This window comes from Oceanicaulis sp. MMSF_3324, assembly GCF_030733545.1.
Taxonomy (GTDB): domain Bacteria; phylum Pseudomonadota; class Alphaproteobacteria; order Caulobacterales; family Maricaulaceae; genus Oceanicaulis.
Genome location: NZ_JASHIU010000006.1, coordinates 1 through 12899, shown reverse-complemented (window position 1 = coordinate 12899; position 12899 = coordinate 1). Strand labels below are relative to the sequence as shown.

General features: G+C 65.9%; 21 protein-coding genes and 1 tRNA gene. 14 read left to right on the top strand and 8 right to left on the bottom strand.

Translation table 11 applies throughout. The features are described from left to right. Nucleotides 1-112 precede the first annotated feature (112 nt). Nucleotides 113-817: a CPBP family intramembrane glutamic endopeptidase gene (locus tag RBA95_RS07370; RefSeq protein WP_306016212.1), complete on the top strand. Its 705-nt coding sequence runs from the start codon at nucleotides 113-115 to the stop codon at nucleotides 815-817. A 61-nt stretch (nucleotides 818-878) separates the two neighbouring features. Here the strand turns inward: RBA95_RS07370 and RBA95_RS07365 are convergent. Further along, a tRNA-Asp gene (locus RBA95_RS07365) sits at nucleotides 879-955 on the bottom strand. Nucleotides 956-1119: 164 nt separating this feature from the next. On the opposite strand from RBA95_RS07365, the gene RBA95_RS07360 reads away from it, so the two are divergent. After that, nucleotides 1120-2406, top strand: a complete 1287-nt coding sequence (locus RBA95_RS07360; RefSeq protein ID WP_306016211.1) for a hypothetical protein — start codon at nucleotides 1120-1122, stop codon at nucleotides 2404-2406. A 9-nt stretch (nucleotides 2407-2415) separates the two neighbouring features. Here the strand turns inward: RBA95_RS07360 and RBA95_RS07355 are convergent, their stop codons facing one another. From RBA95_RS07355 to RBA95_RS07330, 6 genes are all read right to left on the bottom strand, one after another. Further along, nucleotides 2416-2631, bottom strand: a complete 216-nt coding sequence (locus RBA95_RS07355; RefSeq protein ID WP_306016210.1) for a hypothetical protein — start codon at nucleotides 2629-2631, stop codon at nucleotides 2416-2418. A 357-nt stretch (nucleotides 2632-2988) separates the two neighbouring features. Beyond that, on the bottom strand, nucleotides 2989-4458 hold the full coding sequence (locus RBA95_RS07350) for a hypothetical protein (RefSeq protein ID WP_306016209.1): 1470 nt from the start codon (nucleotides 4456-4458) through the stop codon (nucleotides 2989-2991). A 33-nt stretch (nucleotides 4459-4491) separates the two neighbouring features. After that, the gene (locus RBA95_RS07345) at nucleotides 4492-4839 is read right to left on the bottom strand and encodes a hypothetical protein (RefSeq protein WP_306016207.1); all 348 of its coding nucleotides are present in this window, start codon (nucleotides 4837-4839) and stop codon (nucleotides 4492-4494) included. A gap of 78 nt (nucleotides 4840-4917) precedes the next feature. Continuing rightward, nucleotides 4918-5157, bottom strand: coding sequence for a hypothetical protein (locus RBA95_RS07340; protein WP_306016206.1), 240 nt, complete (start codon nucleotides 5155-5157; stop codon nucleotides 4918-4920). Next, nucleotides 5157-5474: a hypothetical protein gene (locus RBA95_RS07335; protein ID WP_306016205.1), complete on the bottom strand. Its 318-nt coding sequence runs from the start codon at nucleotides 5472-5474 to the stop codon at nucleotides 5157-5159. The genes RBA95_RS07340 and RBA95_RS07335 overlap by 1 nt, the downstream gene beginning before the upstream one ends. Further along, on the bottom strand, nucleotides 5471-5785 hold the full coding sequence (locus RBA95_RS07330) for a hypothetical protein (RefSeq protein ID WP_306016204.1): 315 nt from the start codon (nucleotides 5783-5785) through the stop codon (nucleotides 5471-5473). The genes RBA95_RS07335 and RBA95_RS07330 overlap by 4 nt, the downstream gene beginning before the upstream one ends. 139 nt (nucleotides 5786-5924) lie before the next feature. On the opposite strand from RBA95_RS07330, the gene RBA95_RS07325 reads away from it, so the two are divergent. Further along, nucleotides 5925-6122 (top strand): hypothetical protein, encoded by a 198-nt coding sequence (locus RBA95_RS07325; RefSeq protein WP_306016203.1) that lies wholly within the window; start codon nucleotides 5925-5927, stop codon nucleotides 6120-6122. Here the strand turns inward: RBA95_RS07325 and RBA95_RS07320 are convergent. Beyond that, nucleotides 6119-6772 (bottom strand): helix-turn-helix domain-containing protein, encoded by a 654-nt coding sequence (locus tag RBA95_RS07320; RefSeq protein ID WP_306016202.1) that lies wholly within the window; start codon nucleotides 6770-6772, stop codon nucleotides 6119-6121. The genes RBA95_RS07325 and RBA95_RS07320 overlap by 4 nt on opposite strands. Before the next feature lie 109 nt (nucleotides 6773-6881). Here RBA95_RS07320 and RBA95_RS07315 point away from each other — a divergent pair, with 109 nt between their 5' ends. Genes RBA95_RS07315 through RBA95_RS07265 form a run of 11 tightly spaced genes read left to right on the top strand, consistent with a single transcriptional unit; the run spans nucleotide 6882 to nucleotide 12884 of the window. Beyond that, the gene (locus RBA95_RS07315) at nucleotides 6882-7229 is read left to right on the top strand and encodes a hypothetical protein (protein WP_306016201.1); all 348 of its coding nucleotides are present in this window, start codon (nucleotides 6882-6884) and stop codon (nucleotides 7227-7229) included. Next, complete coding sequence (locus RBA95_RS07310) at nucleotides 7226-7501, top strand: hypothetical protein (protein WP_306016200.1); 276 nt, start codon at nucleotides 7226-7228, stop codon at nucleotides 7499-7501. Before RBA95_RS07315 ends, RBA95_RS07310 begins: the two co-directional genes overlap by 4 nt. Next, nucleotides 7498-7872, top strand: coding sequence for a hypothetical protein (locus RBA95_RS07305; protein ID WP_306016199.1), 375 nt, complete (start codon nucleotides 7498-7500; stop codon nucleotides 7870-7872). Before RBA95_RS07310 ends, RBA95_RS07305 begins: the two co-directional genes overlap by 4 nt. Further along, nucleotides 7869-8261: a hypothetical protein gene (locus RBA95_RS07300; protein WP_306016198.1), complete on the top strand. Its 393-nt coding sequence runs from the start codon at nucleotides 7869-7871 to the stop codon at nucleotides 8259-8261. Before RBA95_RS07305 ends, RBA95_RS07300 begins: the two co-directional genes overlap by 4 nt. Then, on the top strand, nucleotides 8258-8503 hold the full coding sequence (locus RBA95_RS07295; protein ID WP_306016197.1) for a hypothetical protein: 246 nt from the start codon (nucleotides 8258-8260) through the stop codon (nucleotides 8501-8503). Before RBA95_RS07300 ends, RBA95_RS07295 begins: the two co-directional genes overlap by 4 nt. Continuing rightward, on the top strand, nucleotides 8500-9603 hold the full coding sequence (locus RBA95_RS07290; RefSeq protein ID WP_306016196.1) for a toprim domain-containing protein: 1104 nt from the start codon (nucleotides 8500-8502) through the stop codon (nucleotides 9601-9603). The genes RBA95_RS07295 and RBA95_RS07290 overlap by 4 nt, the downstream gene beginning before the upstream one ends. After that, complete coding sequence (locus tag RBA95_RS07285) at nucleotides 9600-10190, top strand: hypothetical protein (RefSeq protein ID WP_306016195.1); 591 nt, start codon at nucleotides 9600-9602, stop codon at nucleotides 10188-10190. Before RBA95_RS07290 ends, RBA95_RS07285 begins: the two co-directional genes overlap by 4 nt. Continuing rightward, on the top strand, nucleotides 10187-10420 hold the full coding sequence (locus RBA95_RS07280; RefSeq protein WP_306016194.1) for a hypothetical protein: 234 nt from the start codon (nucleotides 10187-10189) through the stop codon (nucleotides 10418-10420). The genes RBA95_RS07285 and RBA95_RS07280 overlap by 4 nt, the downstream gene beginning before the upstream one ends. Further along, nucleotides 10417-12375 (top strand): hypothetical protein, encoded by a 1959-nt coding sequence (locus tag RBA95_RS07275; RefSeq protein WP_306016193.1) that lies wholly within the window; start codon nucleotides 10417-10419, stop codon nucleotides 12373-12375. The genes RBA95_RS07280 and RBA95_RS07275 overlap by 4 nt, the downstream gene beginning before the upstream one ends. Next, a complete protein-coding gene (locus RBA95_RS07270) occupies nucleotides 12362-12634 on the top strand; it encodes a hypothetical protein (RefSeq protein WP_306016192.1) in 273 nt (90 codons plus the stop codon). The genes RBA95_RS07275 and RBA95_RS07270 overlap by 14 nt, the downstream gene beginning before the upstream one ends. Next, nucleotides 12618-12884, top strand: coding sequence for a hypothetical protein (locus RBA95_RS07265; RefSeq protein WP_306016191.1), 267 nt, complete (start codon nucleotides 12618-12620; stop codon nucleotides 12882-12884). The genes RBA95_RS07270 and RBA95_RS07265 overlap by 17 nt, the downstream gene beginning before the upstream one ends. Nucleotides 12885-12899: the final 15 nt, after the last annotated feature.

Below are 12899 nucleotides of genomic sequence, written 5' to 3'. Positions count from 1 at the left end.
CGTTGGCAGCGCCGACAGCGCCGCAACCGAAAGGCCGCCCATTCGGGCGGCCTTTTTGCATCTGATCAGACGCTGCGCCGCATCAAGACGAGACACCAATCAAGAGGGTCTCATGTCCACCAAAATTCGTCCGCTCATTGTTCTGGAAGTCGTGATACTGGCCGCGTTGGCCATGTCGATCAAAGCCCTGTTCGGGCTCGTGGCCTGGCGCTATGCCGGACCGCTCACACTGCTCGTGCTGTTATCCGGCCTCACCGTCTATTTCAGGGCCAGCGGAATGAGCTGGCGGGACTATGGCCTTGTTCGACTGCCGAGATTGAAATCCTGGCTGTTGCTGCCCTTTCAGAGCCTCCTGGCCATCATCGCCATTCTCGGGACCGGGGTGGCCGCCGCCAGCCTGGGCGGCGCGTTGGGCTTTGAGTTCATGACCGAAGAGCCGGAAGGCGTGATGGATCGCTTCGGCGCCGTCGCTGACGGAAGCCTGCCCCATTACCTGCTCTGGCTTGTGATCGCGATCTTCGCAGCTGGCCTGGGCGAGGAATTGTTCTTCCGCGGCTACATGATCAATCGTCTGGGGGACGGTCTGGGCCGCAGCCTGACGATGACCGCCGTCAGCGTCATCCTGCCGGCGCTCTATTTCGGCTATGGCCACTTTTACTATCAGGGCCTGCGCGGCCTGATCGTCACCGGGCTCATTGGCCTGATGCTGGGCACCCTGTTCGTGCTGTACAAGCGCAATCTTTGGCCGCTGGTCATCGCGCACGCCAGCGTCGACTGCCTGGTGTTCACCGCGCTCTTCTTCCAGCTCGACATCTAGACACGTAAGGCCGGTTCGGGTCGCGTCACAGCCATATCGGGGAAGAGAAATCGATCCGAACTGGCGCGAGTGACGGGACTCGAACCCGCGACCTCCGGCGTGACAGGCCGGCGCTCTAACCAACTGAGCTACACCCGCTCAGATCATTCACGGCGCATCGCCGCGTCAGGAAGCGTGTGTCTAAAGGCGCTCCGCACGACGGTCAAGCGGGTTTTGCCAGCAAGTGCAGCGTCTCGCTGTGGGAAAATCACAGCCCTGTGAAGGCGCTCGCAGACCCTGGCCCGCGCCGTTAGGCTGGCGCTATGACCGGATCCCGCCCGCTTCTGCGCACCTCCCTTTTTCTGGCGCTCATTCTACCGCTTCTTGGGGGACTCGCCATCTCCTGCAGCCCGGTGCGCTACATCATGATGACCGCAAGCCCGACCGGGGCGGGCCCTGTCGCGGAACCCCCGCTTGAAGGGCTGAACAATGGGTTATCCGGCTGGCTGGAACACCGTCCGGAAATCGCGGATCAGATCTCGGAAACGCTGTACGGCGCTGCCCCGCCGGACGGCGAGACTCATATCAACGAGCGCACGCTGATTGATGCGCACGCCTATCACGGTGCGGGACGGCTGGAGCTGCTTACGATCACGATCCGTCTGCCAAATGAAGGGCGCGGCGAGATCGACCTCGCCCTCATCACGCCCAATGACGCAGACGCCCCCTCGCCCGTCATCCTCATACCCAGTGATTGCGGCCTGCAGGCGCAGCTCGAGCGCCCGGATTTACCACCGAATCGGAACCCCGTTCCGTCTTACTGCACGCCGTCTGGTTCCTGGCTTGAGGCCTATGCGAGCAGCTTTTTCGGCGAGTATGTGGTCAGCCCGCCCATTGAACAGATCCTGCGCCGCGGCTATGCGGTCGCCGCCTGGCACGAAAGCGATATCGCGCCCGATCGCTCGAGCCTTCACGATCACACGCTTCTGTCTCTGGGCCTGGACCCAACCGAACAGGACCGCCCCGGCGTCATAGGCGTCTGGGCCTGGATGATGAGCCGGGTTGCTGACGCCCTGCTCCAGGATCCGGACATTGATGGCGAGCGTCTGTCCGTGATGGGGCATTCCCGCCGCGCGAAGGCCGCGTTGCTGGCAGGCGCGCGAGATGAACGCTTCAACGCTATCATCGCACACCAGTCCGGCACGGGCGGCGCTTCATTGCATCGTGACAATCTGGGAGAGCCGGTCAGTTCCATCACCCAGAACTATCCGCACTGGTTCGTCCCGGCTTATGCCGAATACGCGGAACGCGAGGAAGAGCTGCCGCTTGATGCTCACCATTTACTGGCTCTGATCGCACCGCGAAGCGTCTTGCTTGGCAATAGCTGGCGCGATGTCTGGTCCGATCCGGCCGGCGCCTGGCGCGCGGCTGAAGCCGCCAGTCCAGTTTGGCCTCTGTATGGCGCGGACGGACTGAACCAGACACGACTGGCCGATATGGATGTCAGCGGACACCTCTCCTATCACATCCGTCCGGCCACGCATGGCGTGCGCGCTGAGGACTGGGACGCCTTCCTGGCGTTTATGGACGCCCAGGACCAGGAAGAGTGACGTCAGGCCTTAAAGCCAGCGCTTGATCCGGCCCTCACGCACTTTCTTGAGCTCTGCTCCATCTTCGCCCAGCGTCGCCCGGCTCCAGCACAGCCGCCAGGCCGAATAGGCGCGCTGGCGGTCTTCACCTTCGAGCCGGGCCTCGTCCATGGCTTTGACGAAGGCTGCATAGTCCGCAAAGTCCTCGCCGGCATGGGCGGCCTTGAACGCATCAAACGAGCTCATCCGGCACACTCCCCACAAGCGGGCGCAACCCGCAGCCTGGAACAGGAACCCTGTCCAAGCCACGATAGGGCGGCAATGGGGAAATGTCCCGACACTCTGTATCCTGCATGTGAAGGCCCGGTCGGATGGTGGGTGGTGACGGGGTCGAACCGCCGACCTACTGGGTGTAAAACAAGGGCTTCCATACGCTTTTCAATGACTTAGCGTGCGTTTCTTCCGGTTTTTCGGGGGCGATTGTTTGGGAAGTCACACAGTTTTCGCCCCTTTAGTCACACGGCTTTGAGCGCCTGTATAGGACAAAAAACCCGGCCGCTGCTGCGGCCGGGTTTTGTGGGATAAGTCCTGTGTCGTGCGGCGCTAGATGGCGAAGCCGAGCTTGTTGGCGTGGTCGCTGAGCGCCGTGCCCGCCTTGTCGGCGAAGCTGGGATTGAGCACGAGATAGTTGCGCAGCACCTTCAAGAGATCTTCCACCGAGGCGCTGTCACCGCCCCACCACATGGCGATCGAGGCCAGCGCCCCGTCCTGTTCGGCCATGGCCTCGAACAGGCGCGTGACGGCCGTGTCTCGGCTGTCCAGAAACCAGAGCGGCTTGTTGGGTTCGCCGAAGCCGTCCACGCCCTCGCCGATCAGCGACGGCACCTTGCGGCCGGCCAGCTTGCGCGCCGCATTCCAGTGCTCGTTGAAGTCCTTGTAATAGACCTCGCCCGTCTTCTGCTTGACCTGGCGATAGGGCTTGCCCGTGTCATTGTTCCAGAACAGCAGCCCGTCATGACGGTCAAGCTCGGCCGCGCTGACAATGCCCGATCGCGCGGCGCGGGCCAGCTGCACGGCCTCGCGCAGCGGATCGAGGATCGGGATATTGATGCGCGATCCGGTCTTGGACTGGCGCCAGAGAAGGCGGTCGGAGCGGAAGGCGTGATCATTGAAGGACAGCGTGTCCACCCCGCGCTGCGCCGTCCAGAGCGCCGTGCGCCAGGCGGCGGCGGCTGAAGGGTGCGCGGCCGGGGCGTCATCGGGATGCAACCCCAGTTCCAGGGTGAGCCGCTGCGGTTCGGCCAGCGCCTGATACATGGCCTCGGCTTCTTCGGGCAGAGCGAGCCGTTGCCGGTTCGGCTTCTGTCCCATGCCCAGCCCCTTGTAAGCGTTGGGCGGCGGCAGCAGCGCAGGATTGATCCCCGCTTCAAGCGCGAGCCAGTTCATCGCCCGCGTCCAGGCGGTTGCGGCCGCAACCGCCATGGAATGCTTGCCCTCATGGCTGAGTGTATCGAGGACCACCACTACATCGCCGCGGCGGATCTGGTAGGGCGCGTCCATGCCGAGCGCGCGCCGGATCGGCACAAGATGGCTGATATAGCCGGACATGGTTTTCTGGCTGACCGCGACGCGCTGGCCCGTGCGCTTGTCGCGCTTGAGGATCTTGCCCGCCCGGCCCGCCTTTTCAAACAGGTCCAGACAGTCATTGAGCGTGCGCGCCGGTCGGCGTCGGGGCGGCGTCGGCGTGTCGGCGGCCGCCTGATCGGTCAAGGGCGCGCCCTGCCCGCGCGCGGCGGCGGCGATCGCCTGGCACGCCTTGGCCGCCTTGAGCTGATCGAGCAAGGGGCCGTCATGGCTGAGCGTCAGCTCGGCCGGGCGGTGGGTGAAGCCCTTGGCGATCCAGTCCTCATTGCTGAAAGGCTGTTCGCCGCCCTCGCCGCGCAGCTGGTTGATGGCCTTGAGCCCGCGCTTGCGTTGGGACGCGCCCGGCGTCCAGCGCCAGACAGGCGTACCGTCCTTGGACGGCCGACCGGCCGCCAGGCCCGGCGCCTGTCCGCGTGCAAGTTTCACCATGGTATCGGCCGCGTTGTGCAAAACTGCGTAACCTTAGCTTGAACCGTGAATGACGCGCAAGCGGGCGAGGACTTCGGGCCGGGGGGAGGACGGCCCCGGTTCGAAGCGAGGGGGAAAATCCTCGCCCGCCTGCGCAGGGTCAGAACCGGAGACGGGGGGAGCGGGCCGATCCGAGGTCATCACCTCGAACCCGCCCGCCGTCATCCAGTCCTGTAAGGCGCCAAGGCGATAGAAGCCCCGGCGTTGTGGGCGCGGAAACCGGGCCGCGCGTCGGCGCGCGGCGTCCGCATACCAGGCGCGCATGGAGGGATAGCCGAGCCGTTCCGCCACCTCTTTCGTGGTGATGATCGCCAGCGGGTCGCCTTCAAAGCCGTAGGTCATAACGATGCGCCTTGAGAGAAATGCGGCCCGGCCGAACGAGGGAGAGGATCGGCCGGGCCAGTGTCCGCCTGTCGCTTGTCAGGCGGCGGGGGGAGTTTTCGTAGGGCCACCCATGAAGCCGTCCACAAACCCGTGAGCGTCGATGTAGGCGCGGGCCTTGTCCGGGCTCATCTTGCGGACGGAGGCGGAGCCCGAGCGGCAGAAGCTGCGGTGCTTGCTATCCGTCCAGCTATCGCCAGCATGGGCGTGGCTGACCGCATTGACCTTGCCGTCAGCGGAGAGGCCGAGATAAGTGGCTGTGGCTTTACGGGAGGCCATCAGTTCGCGCTCTCCTTCGCGGGGTCGCGCAGCTCGATGCGAACTATCGGCCATTTGATGCAGCCGAGCGCGCGATCGTCCTTTAGGCAGTACAGGTCCGCCTTCTCGCCCGCCTTGGCGCTTTCGCCATGGACAAGCCGCCCCTGATAAAGGCGATTAAAGCCGTAGCCGCAGGCGTGAATGACGAAATGCTCGCCCGCCGGCATAACGTCAAACCAGAGCAAGTCCTGCCCCTCGTCCAGAAGATGCAGGCGTGAAACTGCATTTTCGTCCGTGCTCGCAACGAGCATCTGTTGTGGGTTGATCGCGTCGCTCATGCCGCCACCCCTTCGTCCTGGGCGTGGCGCGCGAGCGCGTCGGCGATGCGGCGCTTGTAAATCTCGGCGAGCTTGCGCCAGCCTTCGACCGTGAGCCGCGCGACGTCATCACCATGGCGGGCGCGCGCTTCGGGCACGAAGAAGTCGCGTGCCGGGCCGGGCTGTAGAACGGTATTGAGGGCGGGCAGGTCGTGGCGGGTCAGCCCGGCCGCCAGGCGGCGACCACCCGATAGAGAGAAGCGCTGATGGCGCAGGACGACGCGCCCGCTTCTGAGCATGTAGGCGTTGAGGCGATTGGATTTCGGCCGCATTGCAAATCTCCGTGTAGAGTAAACGCGCATTGATTGCGCAAGTGCATTTGCACGTTACGCACGTTTCGCACATTTGCACAAGCACGAATTTTTGCCGAGCCTGAGCCATGCCCTGCACCCCTCTGAAGGAGACACGCCCATGCGCCGCACCCCCGCCCTGCCCTTCGACAGTCTGGGCGTCGGTCTGGCGTGCGGTCTGGCCGCAGGCGTGATTGTCAGCGTGGTCTATTGGGACGCCCGGCCACCCGTGGACGTGGCGGTGCTGGGCTTTGTCCTGATCGCTGCGCCCGTCACCGCGCTGGCGGGCTGGGCGCATGCCGTGATCAAGGCGCGCTAAACGCGCACGTTCGCGCGGATCTTGTGCAGATTGACGGCGGTGGCGTCGAAGCTGTCCGCCTCGCCCGTCAGGGTTTCAAGCCAGACGCGGCCGCCTGACTGGCCCTTGTAGCGCCGGGCGCTCAGGGCGCCCTCGGCGGTTTCCACCAGGCAGTCATCGCCGGGCGTGGGCCATTGGCCGCGCACCGCGATCACCTTCTCGCCGGGGTGAAAGCGCGGCTCCATGTCAAAGCCGGTGACCTCGGCCACGATCAGGCGGCCGATCGCGCCCGCGCCGCCGAACAGATCCGCCAGCGCCAAAGTTTCAATCACCTGGCCGGGGTCCATGTGCGCCCCGCCGCGCGCATCGGCGGCATAGACCGGGATGCGCACATTCAGGGCGTCGCCACGCTTGGCGCGCTCGGCGTTCATGTCCAGCACGACGCCGGCCGGCAGGCCGCGCTCGGCTTCCATTTGCGCAATCCAGCGCTCAAACGCGGTTTCCGCTTCCTCAATGTCACGCGGGCGCTTCAGGCGGCCATTGACCACCCGATTGACCTTATCCACCGACCAGCCAAGCGCGGCGGCGGCGTCCTGCTGTTCATAGCCCAGCATTTCCATGCGTTTGCGAAGGCGTGCAGCCCGCACGCTGAAGGGTTCCGGCTCGTTCATACGGCCAGTGTGCAAATGTGCGTAACTTTTCCCTTGATCAATTGCGCAAATCATATGCGCATGAAACGCACATTTCGCGCATTTCGCAAGTTTGAACACGAGCGACGCCATGAACACACAGACTAAACCCTTGCCGCAGCCGCCGAAAATCCGGCCATGGCGGTTTATCCCCCGCACCCCCGATCAGGTGCCGATGTGTCCGACGCCGGTTGAACGCGCCTTCGCCATCTTCGGCGGGCCGGAAGGGGTGAAAGACGCCCTCGCCCGGCAGAAGGTGGAGCGCCATGAGCGCTCGATCCAGCGCTGGCGCTACCAGCCCTATACGGGCTTCTTTCCCGACGCCTTCATTGCGTACATGCGCCAAGCCTATGTCGATGCGGGCTATCAGGTGGACGACGCCTTTCTGACCGAGCCCGGCTATCTGCCCCTGCCGCCCAAGGCGGAGGCGCAATCATGAGCCCGGCCCTGTCCTTTGTGCGCGGCGGTCGGCGCAAGCTGACCGAGCTTGAGAACCCCAACGATCCGACCAGCCCGACTGAAATCTGGGCGAGCGAATATGGCGCGTTGTTTCTGACCTGTGCGGGCGAGCTGGTGGGCGGTCCCGTTATGCCAGCCTCGATCCTGGCCAATGCGCTGCGTGTGGCGCAGGGCGAAACGCCGGGGCTCGTCACCAGCAATGAAATGGCGCTGCTGATCGTGGCCCTTGCACATCGGGGGGATCAGTCATGACCGCCCTGATTGTCGCCCTGCATGACGCCGCCGCACGCTATCACCGCGCCCTGACCGGGTTCCGCCCCGGCACGCGGGGGCGCGCCCCGAACCGGGAAGCCGCCTATCAGGCTCTGTGCGATCTGCATGCCCGCCATGGGGGCGTCGCCAGCCTGGCCACCGCCCTGAGCGCCGAGGGCGTCAATTCGGGCACGGCCACCCAGATCGCCCATCAGCTGACCCGGTTCTGTGAAGCCGGCTCGCAAGAGGTGCGCGCCCGCTATGCCGCCTTCAAGGCCCTGCACCCGCTGACCGGCGACGGCTTGCGCCATCACCAGAAGGCGGGCGCGCCCAAGCGAGAACCCGCCGCCCGCAAGGATCTGGACGGATGAACGCTGTCATGACCCGGATCGAGCACAGCCCCAACCACAACGCCAATCGCACCGACACCGCCGAGGCCGGGCTTGTCATGATGCTGGCGATCCTGGTGGGCGATTTTTACAAGGTTGCGCCCGTCGCCTTGCTGGACGTGCCCCAGCCGGGCGAGGACCGCACCAGCACGCGCAGCCGCACCCGGCTCAAGGCGCGCACCATTGTCATGTCGCTGCTGGTGACGGCCATGGGCTGGACCCAGACCCGCGCCGCTGTGGCCATGGGCTGCGTAGACCGTCGCGCCGCATCCGAAGCGGTGCGCCGCGCCGCCGATTTGCGCGATCAGGACGCGGGGCTGGACGCCCTGATGGACCGGATCGAGCGCTGTCTGAGCGAGGCGCGCCCATGATGCGGTTCAGCTTTGAGCAATGCGCCCCGCTGATTGACGGCGACGGCCCGGACCCGGCGCAGGTGGGCGCAGCCGATGCGGACACCAAGCGCGGCGCAATCGTGACCGGGCCGCGCGCCCTGATGGCGAAGATCACCGGATTTCGACTGACCGAGACAGGCGCGCTGCATGTGCGCAGCGCCCGCACGGGCGTCTGGGGCGATGCGCCGGACGGGTTTCTGAGTGTGGAGCTGATCGCATGAGCCGCGCCCCGATCGAACTGGTGCGCGCCCAGCTGATTGCGCGCGTCACCGAGCTGGCCGATCAGCTGGCGCCGGATCTGGCGCGGGTTGAAGGGTATCGGCGCTGGTCGCTGAACCCTGTTCGCGCGGACTCGGCCCCGGACAGTTTCGTGATTGATGTGAGCGGGCCGACCACGGGCCGCTGGTACGAGTTCGCGGGCGCGTTCGGCGGCGATCTTCTGGACCTGATCGGGTATGTGAAGATCGCGCCCGGCGATGCGCAGGCATACAAGACGCGCGAGACGCGCGGCGAGGCGATCGCCTGGGCGCGGGCGTTCTTAGGGCTTGAGGATTTGAGCCCGGACTTTCGCGCCCGGCTGGACCGCGAGGCCCAGGCCGCCCAGGAGCGCCGCGCCCGGCAAGAGCATGAGAGCCGCCAGCGGCGTGAAGCCCAGATCAAGCGCGCGCGCGATCGCTGGTTCAAGCTGGGCCGGATCATCGGCACGCCCGCTGAGCGCTATCTTGAGCGCGCGCGGCAAATCGCGCTTGGGGAAATCGGTTCGCCGTTGAACGCCCTGCGCTTCTGCCCCGATCGCATCGCGCCCGAAACGGGCGAGATTTTCGACGCCATGCAGGCGGCGATGACCAACGCCAAGGGCGAGGTCCGCGCCATTCACACAACCTTTCTCGCCGAAGACGGCGCGGGCAAGGCGGACATGGAGCGCGCCAAGCGCGTGTTCGGCCAGCCGCGCGGGGCGATGATCCGGCTGAGCCGGGGCGCGAGCGGCCTGTCGGAAGCGGAGGCGGTCAAGCGCGGCCGCATGGCCGAGGTGCTGGCGGTCAGCGAGGGGATCGAGGACGCCTTGTGCTGGTCGATGATCCAGCCCGCCCACCGCACGGCGGCGGCGTATTCGCTGGACAATATCGCCCATATCCCCCTGCCCGATTGCGTGCGCCAGATCATCGTCCTGGCCGACAACGACCCCAAGGGCAGCGCCGCCAGCGGCGCGCTGGCCCGCGTGGTGGAGCGACTGCGCGCCCGCGCGGGCGATCGGGCGGTGCTGATCCAGCGCCCCCCTGAACATTTCAAGGATCTGAACGACTGGTGGAGGTCAATGTGAGCGAGCTGAAGGTTATCGGATTTACCGGCCCGAAACGGTCGGGCAAGGACACCGCCGCTGATGCGCTGGTGCGTGAACTGGGCTGGGTGAAGATCAATCCCGGCGACCCGATCCGCGCCATGACAAAGGCGCTGCTAAGGCATCATTTCGGTCCCGGTTCTGAAATCATGATCGACGCCCATGTGGACGGCGATCTGCGCGAAGAGGCGGTCTTGATGATTAATCGCGAGAAGATTTCAGCCCGTCATATGATGCAGACGCTGGGCGACGATTGGGGCCGCGATATGATCCATCCCGACCTGTTCGCCTGCATGATGCACACCGCTGCTGTCAAAGCGCTCAGGCGCGGTGCGCCGGGCGTTGTGATCACCGGCATTCGCAAGCCCAATGAAGCGCGCATGGTCCGCATGCTGGACGGCGAGCTGTGGCGGATCAAGCGGCCCGGTTATGAAGCGACGGGCGAGCATACCAGCGAACAGGGGCTGGACGATCTGCCGGTCACGGCGACCTTCGTCAATGACGGATCGCCCGAAGACTTGCAGCGCCAGGTCTTGCAGCTGGCGCCGCGTCAGGGCCGCCCGTCATGACCCGCGCCATCGCCCCGACCCTGCCCGATGAAGCGTGCGACCGGCAAACCCAGTTCGGCGGCGCAAGTAAGACTGGCGCGCTATCAGGACCAATGCGCGATTACGTGTTGTTTGGCATGTGCTTTATGAGCCGCCACTACGACGCGCCCTTGAAGTCAATCACATTCAAAGGGCTTGGCCTGAATGACGTTTTCCTGAGCGAGCCGCCGAAGGGAGAGCCGGAGGCGTGACGGAGACGTATGACTTCACCGAGCGGCGACGCCGGGCGTTGACCGACCTGCCCCCCGCCGAGGGCGGGGCCAGTGACACGCTGGACATGGAATTGCGCGCGATCAATCGCAGCGCGCCCGTGTTCCGCGAGATTGCGGCCGGGCAATGGCGATGGACGCCGGACGGGACGCGCGACGATGGCTTGCCGACCGGGTGCCCGGTCACGCCCCTGGGCTGGGACGATGAAGGGTTCTGGTTCCTGTCGGCGCGTCGCAATGTGTTCTGCCTGAAAGAAAACGCGGGCAAGGGCAATATTGACGCCCTGTTCGCGCCCTATGGCGCGTATCTGGCCTGGGCCTGGCCGCGCATGACCGGCAAGGGCGACAGTCGGCGCGCGTCGGGCAATTTCGAAGCCGAGGAAGTGCGTCAGGACCTGTTCGCGGCGTGTTCGGATGCGGGCGCGTATGACCCGATGAACCGGGTGCGCGGGCGCGGCGCCTGGCGCAGCGAGGACGGGCGCGGGCTGATCGTTCACATGGGCGACATGATGCTGACGCCCGGCGCCAGCGGCCGCGCCGAACTGCGCCGCCCTGGCGTGTATGAAGGCAAGGCGTATCCGGTCGGCCCGGCCCTGCCCGCGCCCGGCGCGCATGGCGCGGACTGGCCCGGCATCGAGGACTTTGACACGCCCGGCCAGGCGCTGATGGAGGACTATCAAAGCTGGCTGTGGATGCGCGGCGAGGTGGATGCGCGGCTGATGCTGGGCTGGACCGCCTGCGCCATGGTGGGCGGCGCGCTGCGCTGGCGCCCCTATGTGTTCGCATCGGGCGACCAGGGCGCGGGCAAATCCACGCTGATCGAGTACACGCAAGCGGTGCTGGGCGGCAAGGATGCGCTGTTGCGCAGCGAGGATGCGACAGAGGCGGGCGTGGCCCAGACGCTGGGCCTGTCCTCGGTTCCGGTCTTGCTGGACGAGCTGGAACCGGAAGCAGACAACACCAAGGCCGAGCAGATGGTGCGCATGGCGCGCCGGGCGAGTTCGGGCGCGTCGCGCATGCGCGGCGGGGCCGATGGCAATTCCACCGAAACCATTGTGCGCTCGTGCATCCTGTTCGCCGCGATCAACATGCCGACCATGGGGGATCAGGACTGGGCGCGTATGGCGTCGCTGGTCATGAGCCCGTTCCCCGAAGGGGCCAAGCGCAAGTCCGGGCTGGATCTGGTGAAGGCGGCCGCCCTCGGCCGGGCGCTGCACCGGCAGATGATTGACTGGTTCGATGCGCGCCGCCGCGACGCCCAGCTGGGCGATTTTGACGATCTGACCGAGGCGGTGCGCGAGGCGCTGAAAGAGCATGGCGGCCATAATGACCGCGGTGCGGACACGTTCGGCTTCCTGCTGGCGGGATACTGGGCGGCGACCCAGACCGAAATGCCCGATCGGGCCGAGCTGGAAGCGCTTGTGAAAGGGCTCGAACGCGACCAGCTGGCCGAATATGACAACATCATGCCGACCTGGAAGAAGTGCCTTAATCTTCTTCTGGACACGCGCCCGCGCGAGCTGGAACGGCGCAACGCCAAGAGCGTGCGCGACATTCTATCGAAATTCCGGCGCGGCGCCGATCCCTATGTGGAAAGCGGCGAGGATCAGCACGAAACATCGGCGGACTGGAACTGGACCTGCGACAGCCTGAAGGCGGTGGGCCTGAGCCTTTACCGCCCCAAGGGCGAGCCGCAGGACTTTGAGCATGCGCGCCTGTTCGTGCCGAACACCCATCCCAGCCTGAACGCCATCTTTGACGGCTCGCCCTGGCGCGCGGCCGCCAAGGGGGCTGCGGGCGGCTGGGGCTCGGCGCTGAGCGGCGGCCCGCGAGAGGTGATCAGCAAACACCGCACCAACGAAGCGCGAGGCGTGCTGATCCGCCTGAGCGCCCTCATGCCGAAACCGGAGAAAGGCCAGGCTGATGCAAACGACTGACGACAAGGCCCAGCACCCCACCGTCCACGTCAATGGCGTGGGCGGGCAGCGCGCCCAGCTGCTGGCGCGCGTGGAGCTGCGCACATGCGGCGCGCTGGCGCGGCTGGATGATGAAGACATGCAGCGCCTGCGGACGGGGTTCGCCCCCGATGGCCAGCCCAACCCGCACGCCCAGTCCGCCTATCAGACGATCACGGCCCATGACCTGCTCGAGAAGGCGCGCGCCTATGTGGAGGACGCCCATGCTGATCGCGTTTGAAGTGCATAAGCCGGTCAAGGAAATGCGGTTCGGCCAGACCCTGACCGAATGGAGCGAAAAGCCCGCCGAAGTCTGGTTGAACCCCGCCAATATCGGCCGGGCCGAGCCGGACGAGGATGGCGGCTGCGTGATCTGGCTTGTGACCGGAGGCCGGCTGCGCCTGGACCTGTCGCCCGGCGAGCTGGCGGTGCTGCTGGAACCGGCCGCGAGGGCCGAAATGGCCGCGCCGCCCGACATTTTCACCCGCTAACCCGATTGCGAGCGG

Excerpts from the sequence above, each read along its gene's own strand:
- RBA95_RS07345 (WP_306016207.1), bottom strand. The coding sequence starts at position 4,839 with ATGACCTACGGCTTTGAAGGCGACCCGCTGGCGATCATCACCACGAAA.
- RBA95_RS07280 (WP_306016194.1), top strand. The coding sequence starts at position 10,187 with ATGACCCGCGCCATCGCCCCGACCCTGCCCGATGAAGCGTGCGACCGG.
- RBA95_RS07265 (WP_306016191.1), top strand. The coding sequence starts at position 12,618 with ATGCTGATCGCGTTTGAAGTGCATAAGCCGGTCAAGGAAATGCGGTTC.
- RBA95_RS07295 (WP_306016197.1), top strand. The coding sequence starts at position 8,258 with ATGATGCGGTTCAGCTTTGAGCAATGCGCCCCGCTGATTGACGGCGAC.
- RBA95_RS07330 (WP_306016204.1), bottom strand. The coding sequence starts at position 5,785 with ATGCGGCCGAAATCCAATCGCCTCAACGCCTACATGCTCAGAAGCGGG.
- RBA95_RS07335 (WP_306016205.1), bottom strand. The coding sequence starts at position 5,474 with ATGAGCGACGCGATCAACCCACAACAGATGCTCGTTGCGAGCACGGAC.
- RBA95_RS07290 (WP_306016196.1), top strand. The coding sequence starts at position 8,500 with ATGAGCCGCGCCCCGATCGAACTGGTGCGCGCCCAGCTGATTGCGCGC.
- RBA95_RS07310 (WP_306016200.1), top strand. The coding sequence starts at position 7,226 with ATGAGCCCGGCCCTGTCCTTTGTGCGCGGCGGTCGGCGCAAGCTGACC.
- RBA95_RS07340 (WP_306016206.1), bottom strand. The coding sequence starts at position 5,157 with ATGGCCTCCCGTAAAGCCACAGCCACTTATCTCGGCCTCTCCGCTGAC.
- RBA95_RS07360 (WP_306016211.1), top strand. The coding sequence starts at position 1,120 with ATGACCGGATCCCGCCCGCTTCTGCGCACCTCCCTTTTTCTGGCGCTC.
- RBA95_RS07270 (WP_306016192.1), top strand. The coding sequence starts at position 12,362 with ATGCAAACGACTGACGACAAGGCCCAGCACCCCACCGTCCACGTCAAT.
- RBA95_RS07320 (WP_306016202.1), bottom strand. The coding sequence starts at position 6,772 with ATGAACGAGCCGGAACCCTTCAGCGTGCGGGCTGCACGCCTTCGCAAA.
- RBA95_RS07370 (WP_306016212.1), top strand. The coding sequence starts at position 113 with ATGTCCACCAAAATTCGTCCGCTCATTGTTCTGGAAGTCGTGATACTG.
- RBA95_RS07355 (WP_306016210.1), bottom strand. The coding sequence starts at position 2,631 with ATGAGCTCGTTTGATGCGTTCAAGGCCGCCCATGCCGGCGAGGACTTT.
- RBA95_RS07300 (WP_306016198.1), top strand. The coding sequence starts at position 7,869 with ATGAACGCTGTCATGACCCGGATCGAGCACAGCCCCAACCACAACGCC.
- RBA95_RS07350 (WP_306016209.1), bottom strand. The coding sequence starts at position 4,458 with ATGGTGAAACTTGCACGCGGACAGGCGCCGGGCCTGGCGGCCGGTCGG.
- RBA95_RS07305 (WP_306016199.1), top strand. The coding sequence starts at position 7,498 with ATGACCGCCCTGATTGTCGCCCTGCATGACGCCGCCGCACGCTATCAC.
- RBA95_RS07325 (WP_306016203.1), top strand. The coding sequence starts at position 5,925 with ATGCGCCGCACCCCCGCCCTGCCCTTCGACAGTCTGGGCGTCGGTCTG.
- RBA95_RS07315 (WP_306016201.1), top strand. The coding sequence starts at position 6,882 with ATGAACACACAGACTAAACCCTTGCCGCAGCCGCCGAAAATCCGGCCA.